Annotated in this window: 17 protein-coding genes and 1 tRNA gene; 10 read left to right on the top strand and 8 right to left on the bottom strand. The window is 64.5% G+C overall.

The window, feature by feature from the left end; all coding sequences use genetic code 11:
- The first annotated feature begins 67 nt into the window (after window positions 1-67).
- From CYU59_RS28320 to CYU59_RS28295, 6 genes are all read left to right on the top strand, one after another.
- Window positions 68-700: a TetR/AcrR family transcriptional regulator gene (locus CYU59_RS28320; RefSeq protein WP_293010373.1), complete on the top strand. Its 633-nt coding sequence runs from the start codon at window positions 68-70 to the stop codon at window positions 698-700.
- Window positions 701-817: 117 nt separating this feature from the next.
- Window positions 818-2,098 (top strand): amidohydrolase family protein, encoded by a 1,281-nt coding sequence (locus CYU59_RS28315; RefSeq protein ID WP_293010371.1) that lies wholly within the window; start codon window positions 818-820, stop codon window positions 2,096-2,098.
- Complete coding sequence (locus tag CYU59_RS28310; RefSeq protein ID WP_293010369.1) at window positions 2,091-2,879, top strand: SDR family oxidoreductase; 789 nt, start codon at window positions 2,091-2,093, stop codon at window positions 2,877-2,879. The genes CYU59_RS28315 and CYU59_RS28310 overlap by 8 nt, the downstream gene beginning before the upstream one ends.
- Before the next feature lie 31 nt (window positions 2,880-2,910).
- Entirely contained in the window at window positions 2,911-4,362 is a 1,452-nt protein-coding gene (locus tag CYU59_RS28305) for an aldehyde dehydrogenase family protein (protein WP_293010428.1), read from the top strand.
- Between the two features lie 29 nt (window positions 4,363-4,391).
- Window positions 4,392-5,555 carry an NDMA-dependent alcohol dehydrogenase gene (locus tag CYU59_RS28300; protein ID WP_293010367.1) on the top strand — a complete coding sequence of 388 codons (1,164 nt, stop codon included), beginning with the start codon at window positions 4,392-4,394 and terminating at the stop codon, window positions 5,553-5,555.
- A gap of 209 nt (window positions 5,556-5,764) precedes the next feature.
- Window positions 5,765-6,205 carry a DUF6319 family protein gene (locus tag CYU59_RS28295; RefSeq protein ID WP_293010365.1) on the top strand — a complete coding sequence of 147 codons (441 nt, stop codon included), beginning with the start codon at window positions 5,765-5,767 and terminating at the stop codon, window positions 6,203-6,205.
- Window positions 6,206-6,262: 57 nt separating this feature from the next.
- Here the strand turns inward: CYU59_RS28295 and CYU59_RS28290 are convergent, their stop codons facing one another.
- Window positions 6,263-7,147: an alpha/beta hydrolase gene (locus CYU59_RS28290; RefSeq protein WP_293010363.1), complete on the bottom strand. Its 885-nt coding sequence runs from the start codon at window positions 7,145-7,147 to the stop codon at window positions 6,263-6,265.
- Window positions 7,148-7,253: 106 nt separating this feature from the next.
- Between CYU59_RS28290 and CYU59_RS28285 the strand changes: the two genes are divergently transcribed.
- Window positions 7,254-7,811: a TetR/AcrR family transcriptional regulator gene (locus tag CYU59_RS28285; protein WP_293010361.1), complete on the top strand. Its 558-nt coding sequence runs from the start codon at window positions 7,254-7,256 to the stop codon at window positions 7,809-7,811.
- Between the two features lie 42 nt (window positions 7,812-7,853).
- On the opposite strand, the gene CYU59_RS28280 is transcribed toward CYU59_RS28285, so the two are convergent.
- From CYU59_RS28280 to CYU59_RS28250, 7 genes are all read right to left on the bottom strand, one after another.
- On the bottom strand, window positions 7,854-8,495 hold the full coding sequence (locus tag CYU59_RS28280) for a TetR/AcrR family transcriptional regulator (protein WP_293010426.1): 642 nt from the start codon (window positions 8,493-8,495) through the stop codon (window positions 7,854-7,856).
- Window positions 8,488-9,741 (bottom strand): cytochrome P450, encoded by a 1,254-nt coding sequence (locus CYU59_RS28275; protein ID WP_293010359.1) that lies wholly within the window; start codon window positions 9,739-9,741, stop codon window positions 8,488-8,490. Before CYU59_RS28275 ends, CYU59_RS28280 begins: the two co-directional genes overlap by 8 nt.
- Window positions 9,742-10,300: 559 nt before the next feature.
- A tRNA-Ile gene (locus tag CYU59_RS28270) sits at window positions 10,301-10,374 on the bottom strand.
- A 25-nt stretch (window positions 10,375-10,399) separates the two neighbouring features.
- Complete coding sequence (locus CYU59_RS28265; protein ID WP_293010357.1) at window positions 10,400-11,227, bottom strand: carboxymuconolactone decarboxylase family protein; 828 nt, start codon at window positions 11,225-11,227, stop codon at window positions 10,400-10,402.
- Window positions 11,228-11,254: 27 nt separating this feature from the next.
- A complete protein-coding gene (locus CYU59_RS28260) occupies window positions 11,255-12,145 on the bottom strand; it encodes a PE-PPE domain-containing protein (RefSeq protein WP_293010355.1) in 891 nt (296 codons plus the stop codon).
- An 85-nt stretch (window positions 12,146-12,230) separates the two neighbouring features.
- Window positions 12,231-13,604, bottom strand: coding sequence for a metallopeptidase TldD-related protein (locus CYU59_RS28255; protein WP_293010353.1), 1,374 nt, complete (start codon window positions 13,602-13,604; stop codon window positions 12,231-12,233).
- A gap of 46 nt (window positions 13,605-13,650) precedes the next feature.
- On the bottom strand, window positions 13,651-15,168 hold the full coding sequence (locus CYU59_RS28250; RefSeq protein WP_293010351.1) for a TldD/PmbA family protein: 1,518 nt from the start codon (window positions 15,166-15,168) through the stop codon (window positions 13,651-13,653).
- A 33-nt stretch (window positions 15,169-15,201) separates the two neighbouring features.
- On the opposite strand from CYU59_RS28250, the gene CYU59_RS28245 reads away from it, so the two are divergent.
- From CYU59_RS28245 to CYU59_RS28235, 3 genes are all read left to right on the top strand, one after another.
- Window positions 15,202-16,080, top strand: a complete 879-nt coding sequence (locus CYU59_RS28245) for a sugar ABC transporter permease (RefSeq protein ID WP_293010349.1) — start codon at window positions 15,202-15,204, stop codon at window positions 16,078-16,080.
- Window positions 16,067-16,891, top strand: coding sequence for a carbohydrate ABC transporter permease (locus CYU59_RS28240; protein ID WP_293010347.1), 825 nt, complete (start codon window positions 16,067-16,069; stop codon window positions 16,889-16,891). The genes CYU59_RS28245 and CYU59_RS28240 overlap by 14 nt, the downstream gene beginning before the upstream one ends.
- Before the next feature lie 100 nt (window positions 16,892-16,991).
- Window positions 16,992-18,037 (top strand): sugar ABC transporter substrate-binding protein (locus tag CYU59_RS28235; protein ID WP_293010345.1); only part of this gene is annotated, 1,046 nt, incomplete at its 3' end.

Below are 18,037 nucleotides of genomic sequence, written 5' to 3'. Positions count from 1 at the left end.
CACATCGGGGGCCGACCGCATCAAATAGTGCGCAACATACAGAACGAATGTTGCTAGTATCACCTTCATGGCCAAGCGAGGCGGAACGGACCACGAACGTCGTGCCCGTGGCGAGACGACCCGCCGAGACCTCATCGACGCCGGTCGGTTGTTGTTTGTCGACAAGGGCTATTTCCACACCAGCATCGGTGACTTGGTCACGGAGTCCGGGGTGGGCACTCGCGGCGCGTTTTACCACCACTTCAAGGACAAAGCGGAGTTGTTCCGCGCAGTGTTCGTAGAGGTGGAGCAAGACCTGACACTGCGGTCGCTGGCTTCCCCGCCCGTCGGGGATGACCCCTGGGCAAAGCTCTCGAGCGGCCTACACAGCTTCCTCGAGTCGGCGCTCGAGCCTGAGGTGCAACGGATCATGCTCCTCGACGCTCCGGTGGTACTCGGCTGGCGGACACTGCGCGAGATCGAGGAAGCCAACAGCATCGCTCTGATCAACGACATGGTGCGCGAAGCGATCGCGGAAGGCGTTATCGAGGACCAGCCAGTCAGCGAGCTGACGCACATGTTGGTCGCCGCCGTCGAGGAAGCCGCGTTACTGGTCGCTCACGCGACCAGGCCACGCAAGGCTCGCGAGCGGGCAGCCAAAGTGCTCGATCGCCTCCTGCTCAGTTTCTCGGTAGAGCCACGAAAACTACCGTCACGGTGATGGTTTCATTGCTGCGATGGACGCCGCACGATCCAGCGGAAATGAACGTTTTCATAATTGCATATAGTTCTTCTTCGGTCTGATAACGTCGCCTTCAACCTCTGCCCAAGGAGCACCATGAAGCCCGAGAACATGATCCTGGTCAGCGTCGACGACCATCTCGTCGAACCGCCGACCCTGTTCGAGGGAAGGATGCCGACCAAATTCGCCGACGATGCACCACGGGTCATTCGACAGGACGACGGCTCGGAAGTGTGGACCTTCAACGGGGCGATCGTTCCGAACATCGGGCTGAATGCCGTCGCGGGACGCCCCCGGGAGGAGTACGGGATCGAGCCCACCGCCTTCGACGAGATGCGGCCGGGGTGCTACGACATTCACGAGCGAGTGAAGGACATGAACGCCGGCGGCGTACTCGGTTCGATGTGTTTCCCCTCCTTCCCCGGTTTCGCGGGTCGCCTGTTCGCCACCCATAAGGACAAAGATCTGGCGCTGGCGGTTACCCAGGCCTACAACGACTGGCACATCGACGACTGGTGCGGCAGCTACCCCGGCCGCTTCATTCCGATGGCCCTGCCGATCTTGTGGGATGCGGACCTGTGCGCCAAGGAAATCCGCCGCAACTCGGAGAAGGGTTGCCACTCCGTCACATTCACCGAAAATCCAGCCACTCTGGGCTTCCCGAGCTTTCATGACGACTACTGGGACCCGATGTGGCGTGCCGCATCGGATTGCGGGACAGTGGTCTCAGTCCATCTCGGTTCGAGCGGCAAGATCACCATGACTGCCGACAACGCCCCCATCGACGTGATGATCACGCTGCAGCCGATGAACATCTGCTCCGCTGCAGCCGATCTGCTCTGGTCCCGCGTCGTCAAAGACTTCCCCGACTTACGCTTCGCCCTGTCGGAGGGCGGCACCGGCTGGATCCCGTACTTCACCGATCGGATCGACCGCACCTACGAGATGCACCACCTGTGGACCGGTCAAGACTTCGGCACGAAGCTACCGAGCGAGGTGTTCCGCGAACGCTTCCTCACCTGCTTCATCTCCGATCCGATCGGGGTGAAACTGCGTCACGAGATCGGCATCGACAACATTGCCTGGGAATGCGACTACCCGCATTCCGACTCGTCCTGGCCACATGCCGCCGAGGAGCTCGCCGAGGTGACCGCCGGCGTCCCCGACGACGAAGTCAACAAGATCACCTACGAAAATGCCTGCCGTTGGTACCAATTCGATCCGTTCGAGCACCGCACGCGAGAGCAGTGCACAGTGGGTGCGCTGCGCGCCGAGGCAGGCGACCACGATGTCGCGACCCGCAGCTACGACCACGGCCGCTTCGAACGCAGCACGGGTGCGTCACTGGGATCGATCAGCGCCAAGCTCAATGTCTGACACCCAGGCGCTTCGCGTCGCTGTCGTCGGCGGCTCCTCCGGACTCGGGCGTTGCATCGGAATGGGCCTCGCCGAGAAAGGCGTACGCGTGGCGTTCGTCGCGCGTCGGCAAGACCGTCTGGAGAACGCCGCGAAGGAGGCGGGCCACGAAGCGGCCGCCGTCGTCTGCGACGTGACGGACGCGGCGTCCTGCCAACGGGCGGTGTCCGAGATTGTCGAAGCCTTCGGCGGGCTGGATGCCATCGTCTACACGACCGGGATGGGCGTCCTCGCCCCGCTGGCGGAGGTCAGCGCCGACCAGTGGGCACAGTTGTTCGCCACCAACGTGACTGGCGCTTCACTCTTCACCGCCGCAGCGGCACCACATCTGGCCGCAGCTGGCGGATCAGCGGTGTATTTGTCATCGCTGAGCGCCTCGTACACCGCGCCGTGGCCCCTGCTCGGCGCCTACGCGGTTAGCAAGGCCGCACTGGACAAACTCGTCGAGTCGTGGCGTATCGAGCATCCCGAGATCGGCTTCACCCGGCTAGCCGTGGGTGACTGCTTCGGCGGTCCCGGCGACTCGCAGACCGAGTTCAACAAGATGTGGGACCCCGAGGCGCTGGACAAGGCGATCAGGTTTTGGATGGAGAACGGCCAGATGCAAGGCGGTCTGATAGATGCCGACCATATGGTCGAGGTGGTGTATTCCGTACTCCGCTGCGGCAAAAGCAGTTTCATCCCCTACCTGACCATGGCCGCCCGGCCGTCAGATTCGGTCAAAGAACTCCGACAGTGGTGAAGGACATCGACCCGTGACGCACGAATCGCGCATGCTCATCGACGGCAAGCTCGTCGACTCCGAGACCGGACGCCAGTTCGACAACATCAACCCCGCCACCGAAGACGTCATCGGCAGCACCACCGACGGCACCCGCGCAGACATGGAACGCGCTGTCGCTGCGGCACGCAACGCCTTCGACCACACCGATTGGTCCCGCGACGGTGCGGCCAGGGCGGCCGGCCTGCGCCAGCTGCAGGCCGCGCTGGAGGCCGAGCGGGAAGACATCCGCAGCGAGCTCGTCGCCGAGGTGGGCTGCCCGGTGCTGAGCACCTACGGGCCGCAACTCGATGTGCCGCTCAAGGAAGCGCTGGCGTGGCCCGCCGACATGATCGCCGAATTCGTCTGGAAACGTTCGCTTCCGGACAAGGATGCCTTTGGGATGGGCACGCCGGCCGCCCGCGAAGTGTGGAAGGAACCGGTCGGCGTCGTCGGCGTCATCACCCCGTGGAACTTTCCCCTCGAGATCATCCTGAACAAGATCGGCCCGATCCTCGCGATGGGCAACACACTCGTTCTGAAGCCGGCGCCGGACACCCCGTGGAACGCAACCAGGATCGGTCGGCTCATCGCCGAGCAGACCGACATCCCGCCGGGCGTCGTCAACATCGTCACGTCGTCGGATCACTCTGTCGGCGAGGTCCTTTCGACATCTCCGTTGGTCGACATGGTGGCGTTCACCGGATCCACCGCGACCGGCCGCCGAATCATGAAGGCTGCTGCGGAGACCCTCAAACCGACGTTTCTCGAACTCGGCGGCAAATCCGTGTATCTCGTCCTCGAAGACGATGGTGACATCAGCGCCACCGTCGGCGGCAGCGCGTTCATCATGATGCACGCGGGTCAGGGCTGCGCCATGCCGACTCGACTGCTGGTACCGAACTCCCGCTACGACGAAGCGGTCGAAATCGTCAAGGCAGCCATGGAGAAGAACAAGTACGGCGACCCGACCGATCCGTCGGTGCTGCAGGGCCCGCAGGTATCCAAGCGGCAGCAGGAGCGGGTGTTGGGCTACATCGAGAAGGGCAAGCAGGAGGGCGCTCGACTCGTGACCGGTGGCGGTGTGCCGAAGGACCTACCGCGGGGGTACTTCGTCGAGCCGACGGTGTTCGCCGACGTCGACAACTCGATGACCATCGCTCAGGAGGAGATCTTCGGCCCCGTCTTGTCGGTCATTGGATTCGACGACGACGACGAGGCGGTGCGCATCGCCAACGACTCGATCTACGGGTTGTCCGGCGTCGTGTTCGCCAACGACCTCGAGCGCGCCAAGAGCGTCGCCAGCCGAATCCGCACCGGCACGCTCGGGATCAACGGTGGCCTGTGGTACGGAGCCGATGCTCCGTTCGGCGGCTACAAGCAGTCCGGCATCGGACGGCAATGTGGCATCGAGGGCCTCGAGATCTTCACCGAAACCAAGACTGTCGGCTGGCCCGCGGGCTGAGCCTTTCCCTTACTCGCGAAGGAGATCTCATGAAATCCAAGGCTGCAGTGCTGCGCGGCGTCGGCGTGGACTGGGAAGTGACCGACGTCGAACTCGACCCGCCGCGGGCCGGCGAGGTGCTGGTCAAGATGTCTTATGCCGGCATCTGTCATTCCGACGAACACTTCTACACCGGGGACAGCGTGCCCGGTCCGGACATCGAGGAGGCGATGCGGGCGGCGGGGATGCCGGTCCCGGAATGGTTCCCGATGCTGGGCGGCCATGAAGGTTCCGGTGTGGTCGAGGAGGTCGGCCCCGAGGTCAAGACTCTCAAACCCGGTGACCACGTTGCCATATCGTTCTTTCCCGCATGTGGCAACTGTCGCTGGTGCTCGACCGGGCACACCTACCTGTGCGACGTCGGGGCCGACATCTACAGCAAGAACATGACGACCGACGGAACCCGGCGGCGTCACCTCGGCGACGAGGATCTGATGGCGATGATGCAAGTGGGCACCTTCTCGGAGTACGTCGTCGCGTCCGAACGCTCGCTGGTCAAAATCAACGACTGGATCTCACTCGAAGCGGCATCGCTCGTATCCTGCGGTGTGACAACGGGCTTCGGTTCGGCCACGGTGGCAGCCGGCACCCGGCCCGGTGACACCGTTGTCGTCGTGGGGGTCGGCGGGATCGGCATGAATGCGGTGCAGGGCGCGAAAATCGCCGGCGCCAAACACGTGATCGCGGTCGACCCGGTGCAGTTCAAGCGTGATGCCGCACCGTCATTCGGCGCCACCCACACCGCGACCGATGCCGGCGCCGCGATGGAACTCGTCAAGGGACTCACCTGGGGCGTGATGGCCGACCGGGTGATCCTGACCCCGGGCGTCGTCCCGGTCGACCTCGTCATGGTGGCAATGATGTTGCTCCGCAAGGGCGGAACGTGTGTGCTCACCGGGATGGCGAAGATCACCGACATGATGGTGCCGTTGGTCCTCTCGGACATGGTCAGCTCGTGCAAGACGCTCAAGGGAGTGCTGTACGGCGAGATGAACCCGCGAGACGCGATGCCGATGCTGTTGTCGATGTACGAGGCCGGCACCCTGAAGTTGGATGAACTCGTCACGCAGAAGTACAAGCTCGACGACATCAACGAAGCGATGAAGGACCTCCGGGCGGGCAAGAACATCCGCGGCGTGATCGCCTTTGAATGACTGAGCGGCCAAGCGGTCGAGCTTCGCTACGATCAGGCCGTCGCCCTGCCCAGAGACCAAGAGCTGCAGTCTTTTTGGCACTGTAGGCTTCCGGCTTGCGGCGGATTTCCACGCTCGGTGGGTTGGCCGATCGTCGAACATATGTTCTAATGGTGCCACGCCGCCCGCGCCCGTCACTATGGGCGACATTCAGGAGGAGAACGCCACACATGACTGTAACCACTCTGACTGCCGAAGCACCACACACCAAGTCCGACACCCCTGACGTCTGGGTTCCGTCCGTCCAGAGCACTACGCCGACGAATGAGTCGGCGACCGCCCCCGAGACTCCCGCCGAAGAGAAGCCGCAGAGGGCCCCGGCCAAGAAAGCGGCCGGCAAGAAGGCCAAAACCCTGGAGCTGACTCTCACCGTCACCGGCACCGCCGATGGCGAATGGCGCGCCGAGCTCAAGCAGGGCAGCAACTACCTCGCCCGCGATCTTGCCGTCGCGGCGGCCGCGGTCTCCCGGGCGGCAAAGGAACTGCACGAGGATCTCTCCACGCCGATCGACGCAGTGATCGAAGAGGCGCGGTCTCAGCAGGCGGCCAGAGTCGCTGCCCTCGAAGCCGAATTAGACGCCGCGCGTAGGGCGCTCGCGGACCTCGACTGAGTTCAGCATGGTCGAAGCGGCCGCCCGCTGAATAGGACGGCCGCTTCGACCAACGCTTCAGCTGAGCTTGCGCGTCAGGAAATCGTGGATCAGCGGGAAGACCTCGTCGGCCCGGTCTTCGAGGAGGAAGTGCCCGCTGTCGAAGAGGTGGAACTCGATGTCCTCGAGATCACGCTTGTACGGATGAGCACCTTCCGCGGGGAAGATCACGTCGTTGGCGCCCCAGACAACGAGAGTCGGCGGCTGCTTGTCCCGTAACCATTGCTGGACAGCCGGGTACAGCGCGGGGTTGGTGCCGTAGTCGAGGAAGTAGTCGAGCTGGATCTCGTCGTTGCCGGGACGGTCGAGTAGCGCCTGATCGGCGACCCAGTTGTCCGGCGAGATGCGGGAGGCGTTAGCCATCCCGTCGGTGTACTGGAACTTCGTCAAGTCAAAGGTGACGAGTTTGCGCAGGCCGTCCCGGTTCTCCGAATTCGGCTGCGCCCAATACGTTTTGATCGGCGCCCAGAAGTCGTTGTCGAGTCCCTCGTCGTAGGCGTTGCCGTTCTGCACGATCAGAGCGGTGATGGCGTCAGGATTCGCCAGGGCGAGCCGCCATGCGGTCGGGGCTCCGTAGTCGAAAACGTTCACCGCGTACTCGGTGACACCCAACTTCGTCAGCAGCTTCTGCACGAGTTCGGCAGCGGCGTCAAAGGTGTAGGAGAACTCCGTGTGGTCGGGGGCCGCGCTCTGGCCAAAGCCGGGCAGGTCGGGAGCGATGACGTGGAACCGGTCGGCCAGGTACGAGATCAGGTTGCGGAACATGTGCGACGAGGTCGGAAAGCCGTGCAGCAGAAGCACGACGGGCGCGTCGCTCGGGCCGGCCTCGCGATAGAACAGCTCGAATCCGTCGAGGTCTGCGACCTGGTAGTGGACGACGGGTACGGACGGTGCGGTGGTCATGGCGGTCTCCTTCGGAGGCACTTCGGCGCGGTCGCCATCACCATACCTACCTCCAGGTATGTTTACAACCCTAGAGGTAGGTAGGTTAGCTGATACCATCGTTGACGTGGACAGCAGGCAGAAGATCCTCGACTCGGCGAAGCGGATGTTCTGGCATCACGGCTACTCGACGACCAGTCCGCGACAGGTCATGGCCGACTCCGGAGTGAGCCAGGGCAGCTTCTATCACCACTTCCCCACCAAATCCGAGCTCGGTCGTGAAGTCGTCGAGGCCAATGGTCGCGACGTGTTGGACTCGGTGCGGGCCGCCATGGCCGGCCAGCCGACCGGACGCGACCAATTGGCAGCTTTTCTGGGATCGGCGCAGGAGGCACTCGACGGTTGCCGGGTCGGCGGATTCGCTTACGACGCCGGCATTTTGACCGAGCCGGAACTCCGCGAAAGCCTGGGACTCGTCTTCGCCCAACTCGAGGCGCTGGTCGAAGAAGCGGTGCGGGAGGGCCAGCAGGACGGATCACTGGTAGCCGGCCTGAATCCCAAGCAGACCGCCGCTGCCCTGATCGCTGTCATCGAGGGTGCGTTCGTCACCGCGCGCGCCACCGGACAGCAAAGCACCGCGGACGACGCGACCGCTGGTGCGCTCGCGCTGCTCTCCAACGGCTGAGCGCGGCGAGCCGGTCTGCCCGTACTTGAAGCCCTTCGAACATTATTGGAATGTTGCGTCTTGCCCGTGGATCGACAACGACGTCATTCGTGGATAGAGGATTGCCGGCCCCAGCCATCGAGCAACGAAGCGGCGTAGTGCGAGTCCTTCGCGTGGCGGCTGCCCAGGATCGGTCAGAATGGACTGCACAGTGCGCAAGGTCATTTCAGCGAGCTCACGCAGCGCAGCGGTGTCGAAGCCGTGAAGCTTCCAATCGACATCGAGGCGGTGGAAGGCCGACAAGCAGAAAATGATCGCTGTGTCGGAGGTGAGCGAGATGGCAGCTTCGCCCTCAGGTGACTGGGTGAGCAAGCTCTCCAACTGTGGATCACCGGTGAGGTTCTCGACTGCGAACGAAATTATTTCGACGATCGCAGTGGCCGGGTCGTTTAGGCCGCTGACATGGTGGACAACTTGGTCGATGAAACCGTTGACCGCCCGCATTGCGCTGGCAATGAGGAGCGCGTCGGCGTTGGGAAAATACCGGTAAACCGTCTGACGAGTGACTCCGAGCCTTCGGGCGACGTCGGCAAGCCGTATCGCCGACCCGTGTTCAGCGATTACGTCGTCTACCGCATCCAGAATGCGGGCGATTGCCTCCTCGTCCGAGGCTGGTGTGACACCCGCCCAGCCGCGACTACGCATCCGCTGCCACAACCAATTCACGGTCGAACTCGATCTCAAGTGTCGTCGGGCCGGTCATACCGAGCAGAGATTTCCACGGCGCAGGAGCGATGCGTTGGGGTGCGGTGAGACGTCGGGTGAGGACTATAAGAGCCTCCGCCAATTCCCGGCGTGCGAGGTTCGCTCCTAAGCAGTAGTGCGCGCCACCACCGAAAGTCAGAATCGCGGGCACGTCCTTACGCGCGATGTCGAACTGATCTGCATTCTTGTAAATCGCTGGATCACGGTTGGCCGCAAAGGTGTTCACGACTATCAAGGTCCCCGCCGGGAACGTGTACCCACCAAATTCTGCATCCTCGTTAGCGGCTCGCACCGCGACACATACCGCCGGCGAGTGCCGCATGCTCTCCTCAACCGCTTGCATCGCAAGCTCTGGCTGGTTGCCCAGCTTCGCCCATTGATCGGGATGCTCGCACAGCACCTGCACCGAGGCGGCCAGTTGGTGTCGAGTGGTGTCCGTCCCCGCCATCAGGAAGCCAGCCACCAACATGCGCAGTTCATCGAGATTGAGCCGGTCGCCCTCGCTTTCGGCGCGGATGAGCTCAGACAGTAGATCATCGGTCAGGTGACTCCGGCGTGCGGCGACCATGTCATCAACGTAGGCGTCCAGTTCGTTCCACGACCGCATGATCGCGGCTTCATCGAAATCGGCCTCGGGCTGAATGCTGAAAGCCTTGAAGATTTCGTCGGTCCACTGTGCGAAAAGACTCCAGTCTTCGCGAGGCGCACCGATCAGCGCACACATGATCGGGGTGGGATAGGGCCGCGCTATGTGGGTCACGACGTCGCACCGACCGACCTCAGCCACTTGATCGATCAGCGCGTTCACCACCTCGTGAATCGTGTCCTGTAACGGTGACGTCGCGCGCGGAGTGAACGCCCTCGACACCAGTTTGCGTAAGCGAGTGTGTGGTGGACCATCGAGAACCAGGAGGCTGTTCATCAGCTTGTCGTACAGCGGGCCTGAGGTGACGCCCTGTGCTGCCAGCGTCAGGCCGGGTGGCAGCCTGAATCTGCTGTCGCGCAGCATATCCCGTGCCAGATCGTAGGACAGTATTTCCGGACCGAGAGGGCCAATGGCGATGGGCGCATGCGATTGCGCGGTGCGCACGTCTTCGAGGATGTCCTGCGGAGTGGCGGTGAAGTCATAGCTGAATGTCGGGAGGCCAGCTTCGAAGACGCTGGGAGCGGAGCTGTTCATACTCACTTGCCTCAACTTTCGTCACGCCTACGCAGGCATGTCTCCGACATAATTGTCACAAGCGTATGACCAACTCCCCTACGTCGTCAATGAGGAATGCTATATAGCCAGATAAAGGCGTACGCCACTTGCCACGGTCATACGCTTTTCATCCGAACGTCTATAAGGTCCCCGCAGCAAGCCGACAGGACCTGCTGACACCCAGAGTCGCCGCAATCGTGTTAACGGACTCGCAAGCGGCATGCATACGTTGCGCGAGAGCCGTTTTCGAGGCATCGAGGCAGGTGAACCCTGTCGGCAAGGTTGACCGGACATACCGGCGACGTATGGCGTCGTTCGACGCGTGGTCCACCAACGGGGACGCATAAACGGATCACGCGAACGGCGGACATGCCCTGCGGTCCGTCGCCGTCAACAGACCTCGCGGGCCGGGTTCGGGCGTCGGCGCTTTCACGCAACCCGTTGACCCACTCCTGCCCGTCGGGATGCTGCGCGTCACGCAGACGGACATCGCCCCCACTTTGGCAAGACGAGAATGTCGAGCGGGCTCAGCAGGCCATACGAGTAGGGCGGGTCGGACTTGAACCGACGACCAACGGATTATGAGTCCGCGGCTCTAACCAACTGAGCTACCGCCCCTAGATCAGGTAGAGACTAACGGACCTCAGCTGAACACCGTCTGACCGTCGACATCAAGCAGGTAACGCTCGGTGCCGTGCTCGACGCGCGGCGCATCACCGGCCAACGCCACCGCGACCTTGTTGCTGGCGTTGCGCATCACGTCGAGCGTCAGCTCGATGGCCTCGGCGTCGGAGAAATGCGCCCGCACACCGTCGGCGACACCGGCCCCTATCGAAGCCGGCGACCAGATCAACGCGTCCGCATAGCGCAGCGCGGCCTTGTGCCGCTCACTCAGCTGGGTCGACTCTTCGAACCGCTCGATGTCGCCGTAGAGCGTCTCCGACCCGCCGGCATCCAGCGCCGTCGTCTCACGCAGCGACTTGCACAGCCGGCAGTTGTGTTGGGTCGCGCCGCGCAGTCGCACCACCTCGGCCGTCACAGCGTCGAGCTCGCGCAGCCGAGCGACCGTCGGCAAGAACGTGTTGAACACCAGATCGGACGGATCGGTTGCGTGATCCCACGACACCGGCCCGGTGACCCAGCCGAGGTACTCACCGCCGACACCCAAAGCCTCCAGACCGGCCCGCACCCGCGGCACGAAGTCCGCGATGTACATCTGCACCACCGCGCTGAACGTGCTGTCGCCCAACAATTTCCACAGTCTTGAGCGCTGCTCGCCGCTGATCGTCGAGACGTCGGTGCTGAATTGTTCGGCGAACTCGGCAACCACGCCGTCGGCAGCCGGGTCGGCTTCGAAGGGAAGCGCAGCCAGCCCAAGCGTCCGGCCGCGGACCTGCCGAACGAGTGCGGTCACCCGACCGTCGCCCGGCGAGAGCGCCACCAATCGCGTCAGCTCGTCATGCGTCACCACAGGCCGATTATGCCGCCGGGAGTCGAGTCAGGGGACGGTGATGCCGAAGCTTCCGAGCGTGACATCGAACAGCGACTTGAAGAGATCGACCGGGTCCGCGAGGTTGAAGTACGTCGTCGCGCCGTCGGTGATACCGCCGCCGTCGATGACCGACAGGATCTCCGACTCGGCTAGGCCGCCCAGGTAGACACCGTGCTGGAAGAATCCGACAAAGTCCTGCCACAGGGCACCCAGCGGGTCGGCCGCGAAGTCCGCCGGCGTGGCCGTGTCGGCAAAGTAATCGTTGGCCACGGTGAACACGTCGGTGGGATACAAGTCGTTAGGCGTCGTGACGTCGTTCAGGTTCGACCATCCGAACAGCTCGTTGATGGCGTGTCCAAACGGGGTGGCACCCCAAGTATCCAGAAGGCCGGTCGGACCCGACGGCGGGTTGGCGGCGGGATCGCCAAGCAGGACAAAACGGAGATCCTGAAGCGGGATGTGGTCGGCGGCGAGTTGCTGCTGCGCTACGGAAGCGATGATGGCCGATTGGCTGTAGCCGAACACCGTGAGCGGGTTGGCCTCTGAGAAGGCGCCGGCGCTGTAATCGGCTTCGATGGTTTGTACCAGCTTGTCGACACCGGTGGCCACCGACGGACCAAAGTCGAGCGTCTCCGGCGTGATCAACGGGAACACCGTCCCGGTATCGGAGAAGCCAAGCGGCTGAAGGTATTCAGTGACCGCGCCGGGGATGTATCCCGGGAAGAAAGTCGGATCAGGAATTCCCGTGGGCCCCATGATGATCGCAAGAGTTGAACCGTCGAGGAAGCCTGCGCCGGGAGCGATATCGGCGCGAGCTTCGAACGTCGAATTCCATGCACACGCCGCCGCGAGGGCCAAGCCGATGGTGATGGCGCGCGCAGAGCGACACTTCGACATTGGACCCCCCCGGTCGGATATATGACTTTCGTAACCTACCCAGGTTTCGCGTCGAACAGATGCAAATTAGGCACAAAAAATTAACTTATGTCGCCTGACTCACCGACGACATGTGGAAGTCGGGGATCCGCAGTGCGGGCATCGCCGCGCGGGTGACCCAGTCACCCCATTCACGCGGCAGCGTCTGCTCACTGATGCCGGCTTGGCTGGCGCGTCGCAGCAGATCCAGCGGGCTCTCGTTGAAGCGAAAGTTGTTGGCGGCGCCGGTCACTTCACCGTCCTCGACCACATAGACGCCGTCGCGGGTGAGGCCGGTCAGCAGCATCGTGGTGGGGTCGACCTCGCGCATGTACCACAAGGTGCTCAGCAGCAGCCCGCGCTCGGTCTGGGCGATCATGTCGGCGAGCTCGGTGCCGTCTCCGGTCATCAGGATGTTCTCGGCGGCGACAGCAACCGGGGCACCGAACTCGTCAGCGGCCGCGCGTGAGTAGGCCAGCGCGTTGATCACCCCGTCCCGGATCCAGTCGACGCGGCCGATGTTCATCCCGTTGTCGAAGATCGACATCGTCTCCGACGAGCTCGTCGCCGTCACGAACGGCGCGCAACTCAAGCCGGCCGCCGCCGGATCCGAATACAGCGTCAGCGGCAGGTCGGTCAGCTTCTCCCCCACCCGCGTCCCACCGCCGGGTGCTGCCAACGCGTTGCGGCCCTCCTGCGCACCGCGGCCGATCATCGACCAACCGAGGAACACCATCATGTCCGCGACCGCCGACGGCGGCAGGATCGTCTCGTAACGACCGGCCGGCAGCTCGACGCGCCGAGCGGCCCACCCCAGTCGCAACGACAGCTCCTCGAGCAGCGAATCCGTGGACACGCCAACGAAATCCGGCGATCCCACACCGGCCCAGGCGCTGGCGCCATCGCGTTTGGCGTTGATCTCCACCGAACCTGCCGGTTGGGCGTAGCGCCGGCGCAGGCCGGTCGACGTCGCCAGGAACGTCGTCTCGACCGTGTGCTGCGCGAAGCCGTAGAGCTGGTCGGACCCCCGGAACGCGCGCGCCAACGGGTCGGCGATGCCGGAGAAGACCTCGGGGCCCGTCGACAGAGTCGCGGCGTCCCAGTCGTCCGGGGCGGTGTTGCCGCTCAACAACGGCGCGGCGTCGCGGGCTTCGGGCGCGGAAGCGGCGGCGGCCTGCGATGCGGCCACCAAGCCTTCGATCGCCGAGGGCTCCACCTCGGCGGTGGTCAGCGATCCCACTCGCGCGGTGTCACCTTGTCGCGCAATGGAAATGACCGTGGTCTGCCGTGCCGTGGAGGCCCCGTTGGTGGTCATCGAGTTGTTGGCCCAGCGCAGTGAAGCAGCCGAGCGCTCATTGACCAACACGATGGTGTCGGCGGCGCCGCCCAGCCTGGACGCCGTCCCCAGCGCGATGTCAATCACCTGCTGTGGGCCGATCATCTGCGCCGCTCCTCCGCATCGCGTCGTGCTGAAACCTCGCCGGCGGTCATGCGCCACCCTCCGTCCGCGTGTTGAGCACGTTGACCCCGCGGAACACTGCCGACGGGCAGCCGTGACTGACCGCGGCCACCTGACCGGGCTGAGCCTTGCCGCAGTTGAACGCTCCCCCGAGTCGCCACGTCGACGGGCCGCCGACGGCGTCCATCGAATTCCAGAAGTCGGTTGTGGTGGCCTGGTAGGCGACGTCACGCAATTGGCCATCCAGGCGGCCGTCCCGGATCCGGTAGAACCGCTGGCCGGTGAACTGAAAGTTGTAGCGCTGCATGTCGATTGACCACGACCGGTCGCCGACGATGTAGATGCCGTTCTCCACCCGGGCGATCAGGTCGTCGGTGCTGAGGTCGTCCGCTCCGGGCTGCAGCGACACGTTGGCCATCCGCTGGATCGGGACGTGATGCGGGGAATCAGCGTACGAGCAGCCGTTGGACCGCGCCTGACCCAGCCGCGGCGCGAAGACCCGGTCGAGCTGGTAGCCGACGAAAATCCCGTCGCGCACCAGATCCCAACTCTGAGCCGCCACCCCTTCGTCGTCGTAACCGATGCTGGCCAAACCGAATTCGACGGTGCGGTCGGCGGTGACGTTCATGATCGGCGAACCGTAGCGCAGCGTACCGAGTTTGTCCGGCGTCGCGAACGACGTGCCCGCGTAGGCGGCCTCATAGCCGATAGCGCGGTCGTATTCGGTTGCGTGACCGATGGATTCGTGGATCGTCAGCCACAGATTCGTCGGGTCGATCACCAGATCGGTCGGTCCGGGGGTGACGCTGGGCGCCTTGACCTTCTCGGCCAGCTGCGACGGCAACTGGGCGAGCTCGTCGGTCCAGTTCCACACGTCGTCGCCGGCGAGGAACTCCCAACCGCGGCCCATCGGGGGCGCCAGAGTGCGCATCGAGTCGAACCCGCCACCACCGGCGTCGACGGTGACCGCCTCGAATCGAGGCTGCACCCGCACCCGCTGCTGGGTGATCGACGAACCGGCGGTGTCGGCGTAGAAGGTCTGCTCCTTCACCGACATCAGGCTGGCCGAGACGTGGTCGACGCCGTCAGCCGCCAGCAGCCGGCCCGAGTATTCGTCGAGCACGCTGATCTTGTCGGCGAGCGGCACGGTGAACGGATCGATCCGGTAGCTCGACACCCAGGTCGCATCGGCATACACCGGCTCACTCGCCAATTCGACGCGGTCGGTGTTCAGCGCGGCGAGGGTTCGGGCCACCTGCACCGCGCGGCGGGCCGTCGCTGCGGCGACCTCGGGTGTCAGCTCGGCGTGCGACGCGAAGCCCCAGGTGCCGTCGACCACCACCCGGACGGCCAAACCGATGTCGCGGTTGAGCACCGCGGTCTCCAGCTCGCCGTCGCGTAGCTGCACGACCTCGTTGATCAGCCGGTGAATGCGCAGGTCGGCGTGCCCGGCCCCGGCTGCGGTGGCGGCGGACAGCGCCGCGTCGGCCAGTTCGTGGCGCGGCAGGCTGAGGAAGTCGGCATCGATCACCCGGTTCGGTGTCACGACTCCACCGTATCGAGACGCTTTAATACCCCTATGGATACCGGTGTGGCGGCGCGTCGATCGACCGCCCTCGGCTATGCCTTGCTCGCGCCCAGCCTGTTCGGGGTCATCGCATTCCTGCTACTGCCGATCCTGGTGGTGATCTGGCTGAGCCTGCACCGCTGGGATCTGCTCGGGCCGATCGAGTATGTCGGAGGCCAGAATTGGCGTTCGGTGCTCACCGACCGGACGTTCGGCAACTCGCTGCTCGTGACGTGCGCGTTCGTGGCGATCGTGGTGCCGATCCAGACCGTGCTCGGGCTGGCGGTCGGGGCGCTACTGGCCCGAGACCTGCCGGGCAGCGGCGTGTTCCGCACACTGTTCGTGCTGCCCTGGATCTGCGTCCCGCTGGCGATCGCGGTGCTGTGGCGCTGGATCCTGGCACCGACCAACGGCGCGATCAGCACACTGCTGGGGCATCGCATCGAGTGGCTCACCGACCCAGGGCTGGCGCTGCCGGTGGTGTCGGCGGTCGTGGTGTGGACCAACGTCGGCTACGTCGCGCTGTTCTTTCTGGCCGGCATCCTGGCCATCCCCGAAGAGATCCACTCCGCGGCGCGCACCGACGGCGCGACGTCGTGGCAACGCTTCCGGCGCATCACGCTGCCGATGCTGCGGCCGACGACGTTCTTCGTCCTGGTCACCGGAGTCATCAGTGCGGCACAGGTTTTCGACACCGTCTACGCATTGACCGGCGGCGGACCGCAGGACCGCACCGATCTGGTCGCGCATCGCATCTACGCCGAGGCATTCGGGGCGGCCTCCATCGGCCGGGCGTCGGTGATGGCGGTGGTGTTGTTCGTCATCCTGGTCGGCATCACCGTCGTCCAGCACCTGTACCTCGGTCGGCGGGTCAACTATGACCTCACCTAAAAGCCCTGCGGCAGTTCTGGTTTACGCCGGCTTGCTGGCCGGCGCGTTGATCACGGTGGCACCGTTCGCGCTCGGCCTGCTGACCTCGTTCACCTCGGCGCACCAGTTCGCGACGGGCACCCCGCTGTCGCTCCCGCGGCCGCCGACGCTGTCGAACTACGCCGACCTGGGTGGCGCCGGCTTCGGCCGGGCGATCGCCGTGACGACGTTGATGACCGTGGTGATCCTGCTCGGCCAGGTCAGCTCGTCGGTGCTGGCCGCCTATGCGTTCGCGCGGCTGCGCTTCCCGGGCCGCGACGCGCTGTTCTGGGTCTACCTGGCGACGTTGATGGTGCCGGGCAGTGTGACGGTGGTGCCGCTGTATCTGATGATGGCCCAACTCGGCCTGCGGAATACGTTCTGGGCGTTGGTATTGCCTTTCGTCTTCGGGTCGCCGTATGCCATTTTCCTGCTGCGCCAGTACTTCCGCGCGATCCCCGACGACCTGGTCAACGCCGCATACCTCGACGGCGCCAACACCCTCGACGTCATCGTGCACGTGGTGATCCCGTCGAGCCGGCCGGTGCTGGTGACGCTGATGTTGATCACCGTGGTGTCGCAGTGGCACCACTTCATGTGGCCGCTGGTGATCACCAGCGGCACCAAGTGGCAGGTGTTGACGGTGGCGACGGCGGCGTTGCAGTCGCGCTACAACTCGCAGTGGACGCTGGTGATAGCCGCGACCGTGGTGGCGATCGTGCCGCTGCTGGTGCTGTTCGTGATCTTCCAGCGGCACATCGTCCGCTCGATCGTCGTCACGGGGCTGAAATGAGTCGCGAGACAGCAGCCATGGCTGCGTTTTCCGGCGATCGACGACCCTCGCTGCTGTTTCGCGGCAAGGGAGGCCGAGGATGAGGCAAGGGAGGCCGAGGATGAGGCGGCCTCGCTTTTCCACGCTGTTCGCGCTGGGCTTCGTCGCGCTGGTCGTGCTGCTGGCCGTCGCCGCGATAGTGCTGGACGTCTCGGCGCGACCGGCCGGCGGCAGGACGGTGGTCACCGTCCGACTGTGGGACGAGCAGGTCGCCGCGGCCTATCGAAAGTCGTTCGAGGCGTTCAGCCGGACGCATCCTGACATCGAGGTGCGCACCAACGTCGTCTCGTATTCGACGTACTTCACCACGCTGCGCACCGACGTCGCCGGTGGAAGCGCCGACGACGTCTTCTGGGTCTCCAATGCCTACCTCGCCGGCTACGCCGACAGCGGCCGACTCCTTGACATCGGCGAGACACTCGGCCCGCAGGCCGCCGCAGCGTGGGAGCCGTCCGTTGTTCAGCAGTTCACCCGCGGCGGAAAGCTCTGGGCGGTACCCCAACTCACCGATGCGGGTATCGCCGTGTATTACAACGCCGACCTGCTGGCCGCCGCCGGGGTCGACGTCGCCGACCTCGCGACGCTGCACTGGAGCCCGGCCGACGACGACACGTTGCGACCGCTGCTGAAGCGGCTCACCGTCGACGCCGACGGGCGCACGGCGGCCACGGCCGGTTTCGATCCCGGGCGGGTGCGGCAGTGGGCCTACAACGCGGCGAACGACGCCCAGGGGATCTACCTCAACTACATCGGCTCGGCCGGCGGTGTCTACCAGTCCGGTGATCGCTTCGCATTCGACAATCCCGCTGCGGTGCAGGCATTCCGCTATCTGGTCGACCTGATCAACGCCGACCACGTCGCACCGCCCGCCTCGGAGACCAACGACAACGGGGACTTCTCCCGCAACCAATTCCTGGCCGGCACGATGGCGCTGTTCCAGTCCGGCACCTACAACTTGGCCCCGATCGCCACTCAGGCCAACTTCCACTGGGGCGTGGCGCTGCTGCCCGCCGGGCCGAAAGGTCGGGTCAGCGTCACCAATGGCATTGCCGCGGCCGGTAATTCAGCATCCGCCCATCCCGATTCGGTGCGCCAGGTGCTGAGCTG

Origin of the sequence: Mycobacterium sp. (assembly GCF_002863225.1) — a bacterium.
Classification (GTDB): domain Bacteria; phylum Actinomycetota; class Actinomycetes; order Mycobacteriales; family Mycobacteriaceae; genus Mycobacterium.
This window is presented reverse-complemented; position numbering and strand designations above follow the sequence as displayed.